General features: G+C 59.9%; 14 protein-coding genes and 9 pseudogenes. 9 read left to right on the plus strand and 14 right to left on the minus strand.

Translation table 11 applies throughout. From position 1 onward, the window contains the following. Positions 1-32: 32 nt before the first annotated feature. A pseudogene (locus ABVK50_RS03240) lies at positions 33-856 on the minus strand (IS5 family transposase). 161 nt (positions 857-1017) lie between these two features. On the opposite strand from ABVK50_RS03240, the gene ABVK50_RS03245 reads away from it, so the two are divergent. The 4 genes and pseudogenes from ABVK50_RS03245 to ABVK50_RS03260 form a co-directional block, all read left to right on the plus strand. After that, positions 1018-1773 (plus strand): 4'-phosphopantetheinyl transferase superfamily protein, encoded by a 756-nt coding sequence (locus ABVK50_RS03245; RefSeq protein WP_353642823.1) that lies wholly within the window; start codon positions 1018-1020, stop codon positions 1771-1773. Between the two features lie 305 nt (positions 1774-2078). Further along, a pseudogene (locus ABVK50_RS03250) lies at positions 2079-2382 on the plus strand (IS66 family insertion sequence element accessory protein TnpB). Beyond that, positions 2379-2726: an IS66 family insertion sequence element accessory protein TnpB gene (gene tnpB / locus ABVK50_RS03255; RefSeq protein WP_353642822.1), complete on the plus strand. Its 348-nt coding sequence runs from the start codon at positions 2379-2381 to the stop codon at positions 2724-2726. Before ABVK50_RS03250 ends, tnpB begins: the two are co-directional and overlap by 4 nt. Before the next feature lie 45 nt (positions 2727-2771). Then, a pseudogene (locus tag ABVK50_RS03260) lies at positions 2772-4191 on the plus strand (IS66 family transposase); the annotation flags it as partial. A 24-nt stretch (positions 4192-4215) separates the two neighbouring features. On the opposite strand, the pseudogene ABVK50_RS03265 reads toward ABVK50_RS03260, so the two are convergent. Then, a pseudogene (locus ABVK50_RS03265) lies at positions 4216-6276 on the minus strand (recombinase family protein). Beyond that, positions 6263-6448: a hypothetical protein gene (locus ABVK50_RS03270; RefSeq protein ID WP_352725569.1), complete on the minus strand. Its 186-nt coding sequence runs from the start codon at positions 6446-6448 to the stop codon at positions 6263-6265. Before ABVK50_RS03270 ends, ABVK50_RS03265 begins: the two are co-directional and overlap by 14 nt. Positions 6449-6760: 312 nt before the next feature. Between ABVK50_RS03270 and ABVK50_RS03275 the strand changes: the two are divergent. Further along, positions 6761-6991 (plus strand): annotated as a pseudogene (locus ABVK50_RS03275) (transposase domain-containing protein); the annotation flags it as partial. 79 nt (positions 6992-7070) lie between these two features. On the opposite strand, the pseudogene ABVK50_RS03280 reads toward ABVK50_RS03275, so the two are convergent. The 9 genes and pseudogenes from ABVK50_RS03280 to ABVK50_RS03320 form a co-directional block, all read right to left on the minus strand. After that, positions 7071-7771, minus strand: a pseudogene (locus tag ABVK50_RS03280) (IS6 family transposase). A 138-nt stretch (positions 7772-7909) separates the two neighbouring features. Beyond that, complete coding sequence (locus ABVK50_RS03285) at positions 7910-8101, minus strand: hypothetical protein (protein ID WP_353642821.1); 192 nt, start codon at positions 8099-8101, stop codon at positions 7910-7912. Between the two features lie 439 nt (positions 8102-8540). Further along, positions 8541-8690 carry a hypothetical protein gene (locus ABVK50_RS03290; RefSeq protein WP_353642820.1) on the minus strand — a complete coding sequence of 50 codons (150 nt, stop codon included), beginning with the start codon at positions 8688-8690 and terminating at the stop codon, positions 8541-8543. Positions 8691-9172: 482 nt separating this feature from the next. After that, positions 9173-9315 (minus strand): annotated as a pseudogene (locus ABVK50_RS03295) (IS6 family transposase); the annotation flags it as partial. 245 nt (positions 9316-9560) lie between these two features. Further along, positions 9561-9686: pseudogene (locus tag ABVK50_RS03300) on the minus strand (hypothetical protein); the annotation flags it as partial. Further along, on the minus strand, positions 9686-10339 hold the full coding sequence (locus tag ABVK50_RS03305) for a recombinase family protein (RefSeq protein WP_353642819.1): 654 nt from the start codon (positions 10337-10339) through the stop codon (positions 9686-9688). The gene ABVK50_RS03305 and the pseudogene ABVK50_RS03300, both read right to left, overlap by 1 nt. Positions 10340-10415: 76 nt before the next feature. Continuing rightward, positions 10416-10817: a DUF5372 family protein gene (locus tag ABVK50_RS03310; protein ID WP_353647003.1), complete on the minus strand. Its 402-nt coding sequence runs from the start codon at positions 10815-10817 to the stop codon at positions 10416-10418. Positions 10818-10851: 34 nt separating this feature from the next. After that, positions 10852-11145: pseudogene (locus ABVK50_RS03315) on the minus strand (ATP-binding protein); the annotation flags it as partial. A gap of 259 nt (positions 11146-11404) precedes the next feature. Then, the gene (locus tag ABVK50_RS03320; protein WP_353642817.1) at positions 11405-12592 is read right to left on the minus strand and encodes a HipA domain-containing protein; all 1188 of its coding nucleotides are present in this window, start codon (positions 12590-12592) and stop codon (positions 11405-11407) included. A 286-nt stretch (positions 12593-12878) separates the two neighbouring features. Between ABVK50_RS03320 and ABVK50_RS03325 the strand changes: the two genes are divergently transcribed. The 3 genes from ABVK50_RS03325 (at position 12879) to ABVK50_RS03335 (ending at position 15203) form a co-directional block, all read left to right on the plus strand. Next, positions 12879-13037 carry a hypothetical protein gene (locus ABVK50_RS03325; RefSeq protein WP_353642816.1) on the plus strand — a complete coding sequence of 53 codons (159 nt, stop codon included), beginning with the start codon at positions 12879-12881 and terminating at the stop codon, positions 13035-13037. 241 nt (positions 13038-13278) lie between these two features. Further along, the gene (locus tag ABVK50_RS03330) at positions 13279-13416 is read left to right on the plus strand and encodes a hypothetical protein (RefSeq protein WP_353642815.1); all 138 of its coding nucleotides are present in this window, start codon (positions 13279-13281) and stop codon (positions 13414-13416) included. Positions 13417-13535: 119 nt separating this feature from the next. Beyond that, on the plus strand, positions 13536-15203 hold the full coding sequence (locus tag ABVK50_RS03335; RefSeq protein WP_353642814.1) for a hypothetical protein: 1668 nt from the start codon (positions 13536-13538) through the stop codon (positions 15201-15203). Here the strand turns inward: ABVK50_RS03335 and ABVK50_RS03340 are convergent. Next, positions 15154-16116: an IS481 family transposase gene (locus tag ABVK50_RS03340; RefSeq protein ID WP_353642761.1), complete on the minus strand. Its 963-nt coding sequence runs from the start codon at positions 16114-16116 to the stop codon at positions 15154-15156. The genes ABVK50_RS03335 and ABVK50_RS03340 overlap by 50 nt on opposite strands. 534 nt (positions 16117-16650) lie before the next feature. On the opposite strand from ABVK50_RS03340, the gene ABVK50_RS03345 reads away from it, so the two are divergent. Then, complete coding sequence (locus ABVK50_RS03345; RefSeq protein ID WP_353642813.1) at positions 16651-16794, plus strand: hypothetical protein; 144 nt, start codon at positions 16651-16653, stop codon at positions 16792-16794. Between the two features lie 369 nt (positions 16795-17163). Here ABVK50_RS03345 and ABVK50_RS03350 read toward each other — a convergent pair whose 3' ends face one another. After that, positions 17164-17454 (minus strand): hypothetical protein, encoded by a 291-nt coding sequence (locus ABVK50_RS03350; RefSeq protein ID WP_353642812.1) that lies wholly within the window; start codon positions 17452-17454, stop codon positions 17164-17166. Positions 17455-17535: the final 81 nt, after the last annotated feature.

Genomic DNA, 17535 nt, shown 5'->3' on the forward strand with positions numbered 1-17535 from the left:
CGAGACCCCAATCACCCCATCTGTTTTGAAAATCAGGGATGGGCATTTCGTCGGATCATGTTTCCACCCATGGCGACGAGGATCATGGCGTGAGAGACGTCGATGCGCTTTTCATAATCGCGCACGAGGCGTCGCCAGCGCGTCATCCATCCGAAGGTACGCTCGACGACCCAGCGGCGGGGCAGGACCTGGAAGCCCTTCTGGTCGTCGGATCGACGGATGATCTCGACCACGAAGTCGAGATAGGCGGCTTTGTCCATGAGCTTCAGCCGGTCATAGGCGCTGTCGGCGAACAGATGTTTCACCCAGGGCCAACGCCTGCGGATGCCGTCGAGAATGGCCTGAGCTCCGGCGCTGTCGGAGATGTCGGCGGTGGTCAGGTTGACCATCAAGAGCCGCCCGTCGGTATCGACGGCAATGTGTCGCTTGCGGCCGACAATCTTCTTGCCGGCGTCGTAACCCCTTGTTTCAGCTTGCGGAGCCTTGACCGACTGGCTGTCGATCACGCCAGCCGTGGGACTGGCCTCGCGCCCAGCCCGCTCGCGATCCAGCATCAGCGCCACGTCGTGGATGGTTTGGAACAGAAAGCGCCGCGCCAACTCGCGGAACCAGCCGTAGACCGTCTGCCACGGCCCGAAATGGATCGGCAGCATCCGCCAACCGCAACCGGAACGGACCAGGTAGCGCACGGCGTTGATCACCTCCCGGAATTCAACCTCGCGCGGACGCCCGCGACGCCCGGGCTTGGGCATTAGCGGAGCGATCTGCTCCCATTCCTCGTCCGTCAAATCGGATGGGGGCGCTTGGTCTTCTTGGCGATCTGGGCCATTCGCCCGCGGCTCTGCTCGGTCCACATCCAGAGCTTGAATCATAAATCGCTTCACCGCAAAACCCCACCCCCTCGATTTTCCAAACGGCGTCTTAATGAATTCGTTTAAATTAACAGAACTGAAACTCGTTCCCTGAAAATATCATGATAAAAATGGCGACATGGGTTAAGGGCAGAGGCGACAGAATATGACCGTTTTTGCCGATCTCGAATTTGCCACTCTATCTGCTCGTTCACGTGGATTTTTCACCGATGTTGGGTTACATGATCCCGGCATTCACAATGCGATCTTGGTACGCGGCAGGTTTGATCTCAAAAGCTATTCGGAGGACCTGTTTAACGTGCTGGCGTTACACTGCCCTGCCAGTCTGTCTGCAGCGGTGGCCATACGCCGTGCTGAGTTTTTAGCCGGGCGAGCGATGGCACACGCGGCATTGCGTGCGCTGGGTCAAGCCGCTGCTGAGATTCCAATCGGCCCCGGCGGGGCTCCACTCTGGCCTTCGTCTTCCGCTGGTTCGATAACCCATACGCGTGGGCATTGCGCTTGTTTCGCCATCGCCAATGGGAACTGGCGGGCAGGTGTCGACGTTGAGGCGCTGGCCAGCGGTCATGCTCTGGATGCGATCCTAAACATGACCATCAACGAGGATGAGCGTGCCTTGATCGCTCGACAAGTGGTCCTCGCTCCAGACCGGCTGGCGAGCCTAGTTTTTTCGGCCAAAGAAACACTCTTCAAAGCGCTCTATCCTGTGGCAAGGCGCTTTTTTGGATTCGACTGTGCAGAGTTGCGAACGACGCCTAGAAACGGGCAACTACGACTGCATCTAACACAAACTATTTGTCCCGAATTGATCGAGGGTCAGCACTATGACATTCGCTTTAGCATCGCTGCTGGCCATGTGTTGACTTGGTTGGCAGTAACACACCAGCATACGTCAATGTAGCGGCACCAGCTGATACATTGTTAAGACTCCCGAAGCTTCGGAATCAGGGCGCTGGAATTCGAAGGCAAGACTCTTACCTTATTGGCAGAACCTGACGGTACGCTGAACCGCCGTGGCGGTCGTGTCCCACTGGCGTAGATGCTATGGGGCGAGCGGCGAGGGTGTGGCATCCTTCGGCGCTGTTGGATCCACCATCAGAATGAGGCACCCGATGTCGCATTCTTTTGACGCGAGCCGGTCCCTTACCGTACGCATACGGGCGAGGCCGCCTTGCGGGCTGATGCGTTTGGCTGCTGACTGTCAAAATGGATAGCAATATTGACAGTCATGTCGTGACGCGGATGGAGATCGTGGAAACGGGCCGGCGACGGCGTTGGCCGGTCGCGACGAAGCTTCGGATCGTAGAGGAAAGCTATTGCGGGCCTCGACTTGTTTCAGCCACAGCGCGTCGGCACGATTGAGACGCCCATAGCGAGTGCGGCTGGCCGGATGGAAGTGGTGAGCCTGAACGGGCGCCGGACGAAACCTCCGACCGATTCACCCCCAAGGCGGAGCGTTGATGTTGAGGCGCTGCTGCGGCTCATGCGGGGCCTGGAAACGCTGCGATGATCCCGGTTCCGACGGGGGTGCGGGTGTGGTTGGCGACGGGACACACCGACATGCGCTGCGGTTGTCCGAGCCTTGCTCTACGGGTGCAGGAGATCTTGAAGAAGGATCCGCTGAGCGGTCATATTTTTTGCTTTCGCGGTAAAAGAGGTGATCTCCTGAAGATCATTTGGCATGATGGGCAAGGATCGTGCCTGTTCACGAGGCGTCTTGAGCGTGGCCGCTACATCTGGCCCTCTCTGGCGGACGGAAGCGTTACGATATCGACGGCGCAGTTGAGCTATCTCCTGTCCGGGATCGATTGGCGCAACCCTCAGGAAACCTGGCGTCCGACGCGGGTCGGCTAGCATTTACCTTTTGAAATTGCAGGCAAAGTCTGATTCACTGGCTTCGTGACGTTGAAGCCGCACGATCTTCCCTTGGACCTCGCGAGTGCCCCTGGCGGCGCTGCAGGCCGAGCGCGAGGCGAGGCTGCGGGCCGAGGCGGTGGCCGCTACCGCGCAAGCGAAACTGTCGGACACCGAAGCGCTGATCGCGCATCTTCAACTCATGATCGAGAAGCTGAAGCGCGAGAAATACGGCCAGCGTTCCGAACGCACGGCACGGCTGATCGAGCAGATGGAACTTCAGCTCGAAGATCTCGTGACCGCGGCAAGCGAGGATGAGGTTGCCGCGGCGGCCGCGGCGGCGAAGGCACAGAGCGTGCGCCTTCACGCGCAAGCGGCCGGTACGCAAGCCCTGGCCGGAGGACATCGAGCGCGAACGTGTCATCATTGCTCCTCCCACCGTTTGCATCTGTTGCGGCGGATCGCGGCTGTCGAAGCTGGGCGAGGACGTGACCGAGACGCTGGAAGAGATCCCGCGCCGCTTCAAGCTGATCGAGACGGTGCGAGAGAAGTTCACCTGCCGCGATTGCGGTAAGGTCAGCCAGCCCCCGGCGCCGTTCCACGCCACGCCGCGGGGCTTCATCGGTCCGAAGCTGCTGGCGATGATCCTGTTCGACAAGTTCGGCATGCACGTTCCCCTCAACCGCCAGAGCACGCGCTTCAAGGCCGAGGGGATCGATCTGCCGCTGTCGACATTGGCCGACCAGGTCGGCCATGGAACCTTTGCCGTCATGCCGCTCTTCCGCCTAATCGAGAACCATGTGCTCGCTGCCGAGCGCCTTCATGGCGACGACACCACCATCCGCATCCTGGCGAAGGGCAAGTGCGTGACCGGGCGGATCTGGACCTATCTGCGCGATGACCGCCCCTTCGCCGGACCTGCGCCGCCGGCGGCGGTCTATTACGCCTCGAGCGACCGACGCGGCGAGCACCCGCAGAAGCATCTGACCGCCTTCGCCGGCATCCTTCAGTGCGACTGTTACAGTGGCTTCGAGCCGCTGTGCGACCCGCAGCTGAAGGAACAACCGATCACGCCGGCGTTTTGCTTCGCCCATGCGCGGCGCGGCTTCTTCGAGCTGGCCGATATCGCGAAAAATGCCCGGGACGGCAAGAGGGCAAGCCGGTCTCCCCGATCGCGCTGGAGGCGGTCAGGAGGCTCGACCCACTGTTCGAAATCGAGCGGACCATCAATGGCCGGAGCGCTGACGAGCGGCGGGCCGTACGCCAGGAGAGGAACAAACCACTTCTCGACGACATGCGCGCATGGTTGCTCCGCGAGCGCGAAACCCTCTCGCGCTCGTCCGAGGTCCTGAAGCCGATCAACTACATGCTCAGGCGCTGGGCCGACTTCGCCCGCTTCCTCGATGACGGCAGGATCTGCCTCAGCAACAACGCCGCCGAAAGAGCGTTGCGGGGCATCGCAATGCACGGTTCATACTACACCTCCTCTTCAAATGCCCGGAAACAGGGACTTTTGGTTTTCCATTTTGATGCGACACGGGCCTCGGTGACGCGGAAACTGGGTTACTTCGTCCTTTTCCAGGTCCGCCGCTCGTATTTGATGCGGCGCATCAGGAACAACCTGCTCGGTCGGAAGCACCCCTTCCTTGATCAACCGGCGGACACGATGGGCAGAAACACCAAGCTTTTTAGCGGCTTCGGTGAGCGTAAGCCATTCTCCGTTCTTCTCGGCTGATCGATAGCCGTGGATTTTATGAACCGTCCGCAGCGCCCCGACACGGCGCGCTGTCCAAGTCTTCCCTTGTCCGGTTTGCATTCCCATCCGGTTGAGGGTGGCGGCAATGTCCGCGTCGGACCAACGGGTCGCCATGGATCTCATGACTGCAAGGGCAGCTTCCGGTGTACTCTGGCCATGTTCGCCGGTTTGCGGATTCGGAGCTGGGAATGTTGGCCACCTTTCCAGTGGATCGTCAAAAGGACTTCGCGCTTCTCTTCATCAACATCAGCGATGATATCGGACACAAGAGCGCGAAGGAGTTGCTGACGGCAACGCATATCGACATTAGGCGCGCGCCAGGTGGTCTCCAAGTCGGTGGCAATGCCGGCGAAATCGGGAGTTGGGGTTGCATGTTCGACTTGTCGGGCTTGGGTTAGAGCCGCTTCGCACGTTTCCACGCGCCTGAGCGCTGCTTCCCAGCTCTTCTCAAGCTGAGCAGCGATCAGCCGGTTATCAGGGTCGCAAGCGGCATAGCGACGTTCCGCGAGAGATGCCTCGTAGCGCGCTTGCTGCAAGTCCAGCTCCATCATGCGGTGCCGTTCTTCCAGATTATCCCGATGCATTCGGTCAGCTTCCATCGCCGCCTCGATCGCCATGGGCGTTACGGCCCTCAGTATCTCCTTGCCGATCGCAGGGTCGATGCGGGAAGCGCCAAAAGTCATGCATCGCGGTTTAGCCAACATCTGGTTGATACGTTCGCAGCGGTAATAAGGGTGACCTGGAGGGCGTCCCGAATAGACAACGCCCAACCGTCTTCCACACGGCCGCAGGTGAGCAGGCCTGCGAGCAACGCTCGACCTCCACGACCGGACTTGATTCCGCCTTTTTGACCAAAGGCATTGACGGCGATAAGGCGCTGGTTTCTTTCAAACTCATCCCAATCGATATAGCCTTCATGATGATCCTGGAGCAGCACGTCCCACGTTGCGAAAGCTTGCTGTGTCCGTAGCTTTTACGAGCCCGGCCATCGACAATCTCTGTTCGCTTCTCACTTTTACCATAGACGTAGACCCCGGCGTAGAACGGGTTCTTGAGAATCGAAATAACGCTTCGATAGCGGACCGGCACCCAACCGAAGGACACCGTTTTGCGCCCGTCAGAAGGGCGGGGAAAATGGAAATTATCAGCGGTGAGCGAAATCAGGACCTGACGGGCGCTGCCAAGCTCGCGAAAACGCGAAAAAATCAGGCGGATCGCTTCCTGTACCCGCAAATCGGGATCAAACCCGAGCCCATAGTCGCGGTGCCAGATATAGCCGATCGGAACGCTCAGGCGCAGTTCTCCCCGCCGCGCTTTGGCGCGGGCCGCGTCAAGCATGCGCGTTCGCAAGATGCCAAGCTCGAACTCGCTGATGCTGCCCTTCATGCCCAATAACAATCGATCGTTAGGACGACAAGGATCGTACACCCCGTCGAGATCGATGACGCGCGCTTCAACCAAGCCGCACAGTTCGAGGAGATGGTGCCAATGTCGGCCATTACGGGAAAGGCGCGATGCGTCGAGGCAGAGCACTGCACCGATTTTGCCCGTGCACAGGCCGCTCACCAATCGTTCGAAACCAGGGCGGTCAACAGCGCCGCTGGCGGTACGACCAAGGTCATCGTCGATCACATCGACATCGCGGAAGCCCCAGCGACGCGCAACATCGACAAGCTCATATTGCCTCCTCTGGCTCTCAAGGTTGTTCTGGACCTGACCTGGAGTCGACTGTCGAACGTAGGCCACAGCCTTGCGCTTCAGCACCGTGGCGGGAAGGAGATTATTGCTCGTCATCGCTCGCCTCCTTCGCCGCGACGCCGGCCGCGGCCATCAGAAGGGTTGCCAGCCTGGCGACAACGGCGCTCCTTTCCGCATCGCTCAGGCCCCGCATCTGCGGTGTATCGAACGGTATGCTTAGTTGCTGGATCGGCATTGGCAATGTCGCGGGTGGTGGTAATGCCTTCATGGCGCGGCTCCTGGATGGCTGTGAGTCCATCCGTCGAAGTTTGCCTGAAACCGCGCTCGGTAAGCAGCCTATGAAGTTCTATGAGGCTCGTCACCGCAACGCGCGGTTCGCCCATCTCCATGCCGGCGCACAACGCCCGGTCCAGCATCCATTCTGCAACCTGAATGACTTCGCCCGGCCGAACCTCTACCCGCACGATCGCACCACTGGCCCGATCCTCGCGACCTTCGTGCCGAAAACAACCACCGCAAAATGGATGCCATCGATAATGAAACTCTACCATCTGCCCGACATGGGCAGAATGAACCCGCGATGGCTCTGGGACGGCGCAACTGGACCTTCGCCGGTTCCCAGCGCGGCGCCGACCGCGCCGCCGTCATGCTCACCCTCATCACCACGGCACGCCTCAACGACGTCGACCCCAAAGCCTGGCTCGCCGACGCCTTGGCTCGCATCGCCGATCTTCCCGCGTCGCGTCTGCACGAGTTGCTGCCCTGGGAATGGCAGCGCCTGCGCCAGGCCGACGAGCAGCAAGCCGACTGACCTTCACGTAGCGCCATCATAGAGCTCGCCGCGCCCTCGCGCGCGCAACAATCATGCGGCCTTCGTCGTATGCGTACGGTCAAGCGGCGAAAATGGCGAACTGTTCGGCCAGGGATGGACTCGGATTAAAGGCGTACCTCGCCTGTCGCTTGCGCATCATGTGGGCCATTTCGATGCCGGATAGAATGATGCCGGCGGCGAGGGAACGACTTGAAGCCGAGCATCGGCCGTATACGGCGCTTGATCCGTCGATGGTCCTGCTCAATGCGATTGTTGAGGTACTGGCTTTGCCGGATCCGGATCGGATTCAGCCGGCGCCGGGAACGATCCTGCAAGCGATTTGTAGCGACGCAGGAAACGATTGCCTCCAGGTTGGTCTGGCTCCCATCGATGACGACGCGCTCGGGCCGGCCATGACGGTCCAGCGCCTTTCCGAGGACGCGCTTGGCCGACGGCAGGTCACGTTGCGCGCTGAAATAGAATTCGACGGTGTCGCCGACGCTGTCGATGACGCGATAGAGATACATCGACTGGCCGCGGACCTTGATGTAAGTTTCGTCGACATACCATTTGGCTGTCACGCTACGCTTGCGCCGGTTGAAGCGCTCCAGCAACAGGGGCGAGAAACGAACGGTCCAGCGGTGGATGGTCGTGTGATCGACGGCAATGCCGCGCTCGGCCATCATCTCCTCAAGATCGCGCAGACTGAGATTGCAGGCCAGGTACCAGCGCACGCACAGCAGGATCACTGATCGGTCGAACTGGACGGCCTTTGAACATCGCAACCTCCGAAAATGATCGAGGGTTCCTTGTCACAACGCCGGTAAAAGTTGCAACACATCCGTCCGGCCCGGGTAAGGGGTAGCACCCGCCCATCCGGCCACACTGATCGGGGGTCAACGTGACATCCCCCGGCCTTCAGGCGTCTTGAGCATTGTGGATGAGATAAACTTGTCTGCTTTGGCCAAGCAACACGTCGGAGTTCGGTGTTAGCTTCACCTCGGCGGTGTAGTGCTCACCGTTAATCTCGAATTGTGCCCGCTGCTCCTGGTTGCGCTGGGCCGGTAGGAACCCGCGTTGCCCCAATTCACGAATCATTTCATCCCGCATTGGTTGGCCGCCATTGTCATACAGGCGGTGGTCCCACAACGGGCCAACGAGATATCCGATATCTCGATCTGGGCGGAGAACCGACGGGGACGCCCTGGCAGACGCCTGCACCGACCCGCTAGAGGGCTTTCCGACGCAACATTCTCCAACCGCTTTCCCAACTGCTGACCTCACGCGCGACCACAGTGAACCGCCTCTGCTATGCAGGCCGGACCGCGGCGGCACCCGCATCGACCCGCCGATGTCAGGGCTCCGGATCGCTCCATGGTCATCTGCGGGCGTCGCATGAGGCGGAATGAGCTGTAAGTTGCCTGGGTGCTGTTCTTGCACGGCAGTGTACTCCTGCATCGAAGCTGCCATGCTGAATTGGTCGATCGAATTGAGTTTCAAACCACTCTCCTTTGAACACGGACTTTTTCGTAGGGATGTGTTGCAACTTTTACCAGCGTTGGGACAAGGAACCTTCGCAGGTGCGGCCGTGATAGGACGGCACCACCCACTGCGTGGAAAAGCAGATCGCCGAAACCCGCGCGTCGGTCAACGTCGCGGCGATGTGCCGCTCCGGCTCGACCGCGTTGCTGCGGGTCAAATCAGGACCCGCAGCAACCGTTCCATAGGTTTACTTGGGGTGCGGGTCCTACCAATCGAGGTCCCAGCACGGCCGTTTTCCAGGGTGGTCAAGGAAACATGGGTGGGGATCGTACCCGTAGGTGCGGGCCGGAGCAGGGGCGGTGTCGTCACCAGGGCCAGCGCGGTCGCGGCAAGTATCGTGCGCAGCCAGTCAGACCAAAATTTCGTCGAGGGCTTCGGGAAGCCCGCGGCGGCGGTATCTGTTGGTGAGGTCATCGTACTTCTTCCGCTTGGTTTGTCACGTGCTCGTGGATGGTCCGGCGTCGTTTGCCATAAGGTCTGCTAGTTCATAGGGTCTCCGAATTGGTTTTCCAATAACAACCCTTCTGACAGCCCTAGCTGACAGCAGCCTGAAGCTACCGGCGATTTGCGCGATGGCGATCCTGCGGGTTTGGTTGCAACGACTGAATTGGGACGTAGGGAGGATTGGTGCGCTGCTGGTCAGGCGGCGAGAATGGCGAACTGTTGGGCCAGGGATGGACTCCTATTAAAGGCGTACCTCGCCTGTCGCTTGCGCATCATGTGACCATTTCGATGCCGGACAGAATGATGCCGGCGGTGAGGGACGACTTGAAGCCGAGCATGATCGAGGGTTTTTTGTCACAACGCCGGCAAAAGCTGCAACACATCCCGGAATGACCGGCTTGTAGCGATTGATGTTGTTTGCCAGTCGCCTCTGGTTCTCCATGAACTCCTCCAGCCGATATAACCAGGATGGGCAGCCTGAAGGCAAACCTCCCAGTCGGCGATGGGGATCTTGGTCGTCCTTCGGGCGATAAACGCCATGGCGAATCCGCCCGCCTTCCACCCGCCTGCGGCCATAGACATACGCCCCGGCGTAGGCAAGATTTTCGAGAATGCTGAGAACCCGTGAACTGTCGGCCTGGCGCCACATGACAGGACCGAGGAGTGAGCGAACAGGCAGTGGCAGATCGTTCTTTCGCAGGTAGCGCATCACGGCCCGTGCACTGTGAAGCTCGCGGAATTTGGCGAAGACCAGGCTGAGCCTCGCCTGCACCTACTCATCGTGATTGAGAATTGATCTGGGTCCGAGCGGCCATGCGCCAGTCCGGCGGGAACGGGAAGGCGTAGCTCACCACGCGCCGCCTTCTGACGTTCGCCCTGATGGAGGCGCTGCCAGATCTGGTGCAGTTCCGCCTCGCTCATGATGCCGGACAAACCGAGCAGCAGGCGGTCATGGTAAGCGCAGGGATCGTAGAGAAGTTCGCCATCGGCAATGATGACGCCGAAGAGCGAGCACAAATCGAGGAGTTGATGCCAATTGCGGTTGTTGCGCGCTAGCCGGGAGGCATCGAAGCTGATGACGAGACCGGCGTTCCCCAGTCCGATCTCTGCAATCAGCTTCTTGAAGCCGACCCGCTCAACGGTCCCGGCTCCGGATTTGCCAAGATCTTCATCGATGACATGCTCGCGTTCATGCGGCCAGCCAAGAGCGACCGCGCGATCGACGAGGCGGTATTGCAGTTCCGTGCTTTCCTGATGATGCCGCACCTGGTTCACGGAGGACTGGCGGACGTAAATGTATGCGAGCTTGCCGCGATGCGCAGCAGTGACGCACTCGTCCGGTCTATTCGACGCTCTCAACATGCCGATCCGCCGCTGTCGGCGCGCCCATCGATCGCATCCGCAAGAGAAGCCGCGCGAAGCCCTGCGCGCGATCTGCTTATGCCTCTCCACGGGCAAGTTGAGCCAAAGACTCGGCAGAGTGATGATACTCGGGTTCGGAACTTTGGTGGTGGGGGTCTGGGACGCGACACGATAAAGATTCGACTGGATGTTCATCGCGAATCACCTCCTTGATAGGGGAGGCAAACGTGCTGTTCAAATGGTGCAGCAATGTGAGCAGCGTTCGCACGTTGATGCGGGCCAACGCTTTCGAAGCGCCTTGTTCTTCCGGTGACGCCGCTGCAAGGTCGGTCACCGAGCGCCGAATTGAACGGCGGCGTCCGTCAGATAGTCGAACAACAACGAAAGCCGGACCGCGCGCAGAACGGGACGACACGAGCTCCAGACGCTGACCCGCTAGGCCGTGACGCGGGCCGATGATCGTCAAATGAGACACCACCCCGTCGAGAATGACGGCAGCCTCTGATGTTTGGTTCGGCAATCAGGTCATGCCATTTGGCCACCGGGGCCTGGGCGGTGATGATGGTGGATTTGCGCCGATAGCGTTCCTCGACGATTTCGAACAGGTGGAAGCGCTGCTGGTCGGTGAGGCTGTGGGTCCCGAAGTCGTCGAGAATGAGCAATTGGACGCGGGTGCGCTTGTCGATGAGGCGGGGAAAGCGGCCATCGAGGCGGGCGAGCGCCAGGTCCTCGAACAGGCGCGGCACGCGCACATAGAGCACGGAATGATCGAGCCTTGCGGCCTGGCGGCCGAAGGCGCAGGCCAACCGTTCGCCCTGGGCACGCGCTTGGTCGCTTTGCTGGCCGACGTTGGGCGCCCCGAGGCACGGGTTCGATCAGAGAAAAGGTTCGGCGCGATGCTGCACGATTGCGACAATACGATCCCGAATAAGATCCCCGTTGGGAGCCGCCTCCAGCGGTATGGCGACATGGGGAGCCGAGTCTAATGTCCGACGAGCGCAGTTTGCCATCATTTGCGCGGCACGGGAAACTGGCAGTTCGATCGTCCGCGCAAGCGTGAGAAAATCATCGGGGGTCAAACGGTCGTCCTTGCCATTGAGCTTTAACGCCATCGCGGTCGTGTTGGAGGCCCGGGAAAAGCCGGGTGGTTACCGCGTCGTAGACGGGGGCGAACCGGATTTGCGTGAAGCCATCGGCGCCGTCCTCGGCAATTTTGAGCAGAGCCAAGTTCTTCAGATGCATGTCGCCATCGGCGATCAGCCAGGCAAAGACAGCACGTTGGAACAGGATTTCTACGTCGGCAACGGGATCGGTGGACAAGGCGCGCAAGCCGCGCGCCATTCGCTCCACGGTGCCATCGTATTTGCGGGCCGCCGGGAGCTCGAGGACCGAGCAGAAATCCTCTAGCGCAAGTCGCCGGATGTCGTTGTCGGAACGGCGAATGTCGAACCGTTCGATTAGTAGGGCAGGTGGCATCTGCTCGGGCATGCGCACGAGGGCCGCCTCCGGAACATCGAACGCGGCCTCGCGCGCGAGCATCAGACAAATCCATTCCACGATGGGCAGGTCGTCGAAACCGCTCGTCCCGGCAGGCTTCAGGACATGGGTGAAAGGCTCAGTGATTGCTGGAACCAGATCACCGTCCTGCTTGAGGCACATCGGCGCCTTGATCTGGACGCCGGACAGCCGCGGTGTGTTTGCGTCCGCGAACAGGCGCGCAAGATTATCCTGGAAGGTATCCTCGGGGGAACGTCGGGTCGGCCCTTTGTATTGGCCAGTGAAGAGTCCGCCAGCCTGGAAGTGAGCAAGACGCCCTTGCAGAACATCCTGCGGGACAGTTGCCAAGTCGACGGACCCGTCGACGATCGTTATGTTGGACATGTAGCGACGGCTCGTCCGGAGTGTTTCCCGTTCATCGCGATCATCGAGAACGTGTGCTAGCCAGCCTTCCGGAAGGAGCGACTCGATAAAAGGGGGGAGGCTGCCTGGGCGGATCGAGCGGATCAATGGCGGCTGTCGACCTTCGACCGGCGTCCAGCGCCATTCCACACCATCATGGATCAGTCGGCCGACACGTTCACCGTGCCAAGCTACGACGAGATCAATTTGCGCCTTGTTGACGGGTGCCTGGGCCGGTCGAGCCGCGTTGAGAAAGGCTTCTGCGGCTGCGGCCTCGCGAGTCCATCGGTTGGCCCGCGCCAGCGCCCAAATAGCATCGGCCGCAGAGCGTGCATTTCCGTACTCTTCGATCAACCGATCTGCGATGCTTCGGCGCATAGCAGGGTCGATTGCACTTGCGTGTTCGCTTCGTAGACGGAAAGCTTCCAGAAAACGCTGTGCCGGGTGATGAGGCCGTTATATGGAACTCGCCCATGTCGTCGCCAACGATGACCGGTACCGTCGAGGGGTTGTCAGGTGCCTGGTTCTGTATGATTTCGAGCCCCCGGATTCGGCTTCGCTGGTTGCGACGCCCACTTAGGAAGAGTCGGCCGTCAACTGTAGGCGCGAGCTGGAACGCACTCGGGCCCGACAAAAAGGCGTGGGGATAAAGGTAGGCAGCGATGCGGACGGCGTGGTCCATCACCGTCTTGTCTACGTCATCGTTGGCGTCAACATAGACGCCGCGGAGCAAGCTCACGAGCGTGCCCGCCTGCGCAGCCATATAGGCTCGGTGCCTGTCGAGATGTTCACCGACTAGATGGAGCGACATGACTTTCCCGTTTTTCAGATGCGCGAAAGTTATATCGGATTCGCCCGTCTGTCAGCGAAAATGTTCCCGATAAGCCGTCAAAGGTCTATAATCACCTACAATCTCCTTTTTCGAGGAGGCAGTTTGCGAATATTCGCGATTCGTGTCATAAAAGAGTGGAAAAGAGAAAGATCACATCGCCCACTCCATTCCCGCCGACGTGCTCAAACATGTTAGAGACGCCAGTGGCATGAGCCAAGCGACTCTCGCACGCGCGATGGGCACTGTTCCCAGCGTGCTCTCCAAATTGGAGAAGGCAGACGAGGTCGAGCCGGAAATTGCCGAACGCTACTTGGCCGCGATCGGCACCCAGACCGCAACCGAGTGAGCGAACACTATGCGCGAAACTGGTTGCGCGCAAAGCCACCGTCCTTCCTGCATCCCGACCGAGAAGCGCTTTGGACTATCGATAGGGCCGCCCGAGACCTCCTCGCCTTCCAGGAACAAATGACGGACCCGATCCTGCGCGGACCGATCGATCTGCTTCGGAATGAACTTCAGATAACGGAAGCCTATCTGGACCGTCGTGACCACATTATGGCCTGGGTAGGGGACATCGGCGTCGGAAAGACCATGGCGCTCACCTATGCAGTTGGTCTCCTGGTTGGCGATGGCCGCAGCGGACGCCGGCCTGCGTTCCCAGTGGGGCCTGGGCGTACTACGGTTTGCGAAACGGCCATACGCGTCGCACCTACATTTGGTGTTCTTGTTGATACCGTCACGGAGGAGGAGGTCGTTCGACTGACGAAACAATTGGTCGCCAGTCTCGTGCCTGGTGCGAGTAGCGGCGGGCTGTCAGCCGAACTAGGCCGTCTGATCCGCAATATGGCTGGCATGAAGCCGGTCAGTCACATGGAAAATGATGAGCCAATTACCAAGGACCCAATTGTTGACCTTCTGAAAGAGGGCCTTGGTATCGACGAGGTTACCGATCGAATTGTGGGCGGAATGAGTCTGGCCGCTCGAAAGGAACGCCAGATGATCCTTCCGGAGGGGCGAGAGGATGGCCTGCTTTGGGTGTCAAATCTGGTATCGGCGATCAATAACGGTGCGGAGCCGCGCTTCAGTATCCCTCGACGCATCACCGTCCTGATGCCCTCGAACAATCTTAGTGCTGATGGTCAGACCCTGTCCGTCATCGATACTCGCGGCGTTGAAGGCGTAACCCAGCGTCCTGATATCACCATGTACGCAGAGGATTCTCGGACTCTCCTAGTACTCTGCACCAAATTTGCAGATGCCCCGAATACGACCGTCCAACGTCATCTTCAGGAATCGCAAGACGCGGCATCCGATGCAGCTGAGCGCCATCGACAATGCATCCTTGTCTTGCCGCGCGGCGACGAAGCCCTTGAAACGCCCGGCCTTGACGGTCCCGTTATCTCCCGTCAGCAGGGCTACAGCCTTCGACGCAAGGAGATTGAACAGGCTCTGGCGAATGCGGGCCTACCGCCGACGCCGGTTTACTTCTTCGATGCAAAAAACGACAGCAAGATCTGGACGGCTCTTCGCGGTCAAATCGCCCACATGCGGGCTGCCTATGCCACTCGCGGCGTGAATGCGGCAGACGGCGTTCGAAACATGATCGAGAATGTCGATGTCGTTCGCACAACCGAAGCACGTCGGGACATGGAGCAGGATTTGGCGCGCGTCCTGCACGCGGTCAGCGACCTTCCAGAAACAGTGCGACCTGCCTACCAGAACCTCATCGACCAGCTTGCGGTGGGGCATCACAGTTCAATTGCCGCCTCGATCTATCGTCGAGGCGATTGGGAGAATTTCCAGGTTGACCACATCTTGGGTACCGGTGTCCGGGTCGATGCCAATTTGCGTTCGCAAGCTCTTGTGCAACGTATCGAGCACAAGCTGATGGATCTCGAAAGCAATGAAGATCTTGAAGCGATCGGCCAGAATCTAAGGGCACTTCGTGCGCGGCTAGGCGAGAGCCGACAAGAGTTTCTGGCGGCTGCGCGCACTATCGGCCGCGACGCCTATGGTGAACTGTTGTCGGACGCGGATATCTGGACACGAACGGCGGAGCGTTACGGTGTAGGGTCTGGGGACATCATTTCAGCTGGGCCAGAGCGGTGTCTAGCCGGAAATCGGCAACCCTGATGCGCTCGCGGCTGCCGTCGTAGGCCGTCTCAACAGCTTCGCCGAGAGGAGTCTTGTCGAGGAGTTCGCACACACGGTCGATGGGTGACATGCCGCCCAGCGCGGTGTGCGGCCGGTGCCAATTCCAGTGATGCTGCCACTCAGATAGCTTCGCCTCGATCTCCGGATCCTTCGGATTAACCGTGTCCCAGAATTCTTCCCGATCAGCGCGGTGCGTCCGCTCGATCTTGCCGTTCAGATGGGGCGACCGGGGCGGGATCGGCCGAAACTTGATGGCCCAATCCATCAAGCGCTGCTGAACCGCCTCGGCGAAGAATTCACGACCGCGATCGGTTTGGATCCGCTGGATCGGAAACGGCATCTCCTCGATGACCCGCTCCAGAAAGTCGAGGGTGTTGGCGCCCGTGGCGCGGCTGTAGACGCCGAGCACCTTGTAGCGGCTGCAATCGTCGATCGCGGTATACTGATAGACGCCTGGCCTGATCTTGCAGACGTCCATTTGGACACGGTCTCCGGGGATGGGGCGGCTGTAGCGTCGTTCGCCCTTGCGCCACCGTCGCGGCCGCTTCAGCACCTGCTCGCCATGGCGGACGAGCGTCCGATGGATGGTGTCGAGTGACAGCGTCAGGTCGTGCTGCCGGATCAGCTCGTTGCGCAGTTGCTTGACCCCGAGCCGCCGCTCTCGGCGCAGCAATAGGATAAGTGCTTCCTGGTCGGCAAAGACCTTCTGGGTCGCCAGACGATGTGGGCGTCGGCTGTGATCGACAAGGCCAGCCTCGCCATCCGCTTGGTAGCGGCGCCACCACTTGCGCAGGGTGGGTCGGGAGATGCCGCAGCGGCGGCACACCAGTCCGGCATCCCCGGTCTTGGCATAAAGCTCGACCCACGCGAGACGTGCCTTTGTCAGATCCATAGCTTTCCTCGCCTCTTAAGCTGTGGACCTGTGGACAGCGCTCCTGCGCTGCCCACAGGTCCACAGCAGCAACAGGATCAGCATCGCATCGCAGAGGCTCATCTGACGATCGGAAAGTTGAAACGATGTCGTCGGACCTCACAGTTACGGTCAAGGGGCCGGGTACAAACGCGACATCACGGCCGCGTGGCGCAATTGGTTCGAAACAACCGAGGGCGTGCGCCAGACGGCCGCAAAGGTTAGCGAGCGCCTTCAAGATGCCTGGAGCGTCTGGTTACTCGAACCACTCATGCGCGCGACGAGAGTTCAGCCTGACGGCGAGCCTAACGGAGACTAGCTGCCCAACTTCATGCTGACAACCAAACGCCGAATTGGCAAAACGCGTGACTAGCTGGCGCTGTCACCTGAAGAATCATCGAAAAGCAGCTGTTTGCGGCCGTCCACGGGCTCGCCCCCAAGGATGTGGCGTTTCACAAGTTCATACACACGTCTCACATACTCGACTTTGTCCTTCGACAGCGGGCCTTTTTCCGCATGGTGCGTTACGATGCGTGCCTTGTTGACTTTGCCAATCCGACGGACGAGCGTCGCCTTGGCATCCTGACCGTAGAAATTGTAGCGATTCTTGAAAAGCTCCCAATTGCTGTCATGAAGGACAATGCCAAGATAGTCGATTAGATACAGATAGCGCCAGCGCTCGTGCTCGCCATTGTCATTGTTATAGTTCTTGTCGGCTTCAATCCGAATTGCCTTTGGGACGCCGGATGGCCACCACGCACTTTCTCCTCACCAAACTTGGCCTTCAGGGTGCAGGCGGCCGGCGTGCTGGGGGCAGCGACGGTGTCCACCGAGGCGGTTGTCGCGCATTTCGAGATCGTCATCCGCCAGTTGGCCGTCGCCTGCCGCGTAGCCGTTGCGGTAGAGGTCGCGAGGCCCGCAATATGGTCAGCGTCCCGAGAGAAACTATAGCCCGTGCAGAACCCTTAGCGACGGGCCGCTGCATGCATGCACGCGGAGAGTTCGCCGAGATCGAACGGCTTGACCAGATCATCGTCGGAACCTGCGTTGAGCCCCTCGATGCCATTCGAGATCTGATAGCGGGCCGTCAGGATGATGACCGGAGTCGCCATTCTGCCACTTACGCATCTCCCGCAGGTAGTCGATATCGTTGCCGTCTGGCAGGTTAAGTTTGAGCAGGACAAGCTCGTAGGCGGCCACAGCTCCAGCTGCGTAATCCCGCGCTTCGGACAGGCTCTTGGCCCAGTCGACCGCGTGGCCACCCGCCGCCACATGTTCGCGCACAGCACTGCCAAGGGCCTTGTCTTCAATGAGCAGCATTCGCATCAGGTATCCCGGCTTCCAGTTCGAGGGCAAGACTCTTCCCTTATTGACAGACCCTGACACCACGCTGAACCGCCG

This window comes from Mesorhizobium sp. WSM2240 (assembly GCF_040438645.1).
Taxonomy (GTDB): domain Bacteria; phylum Pseudomonadota; class Alphaproteobacteria; order Rhizobiales; family Rhizobiaceae; genus Allomesorhizobium.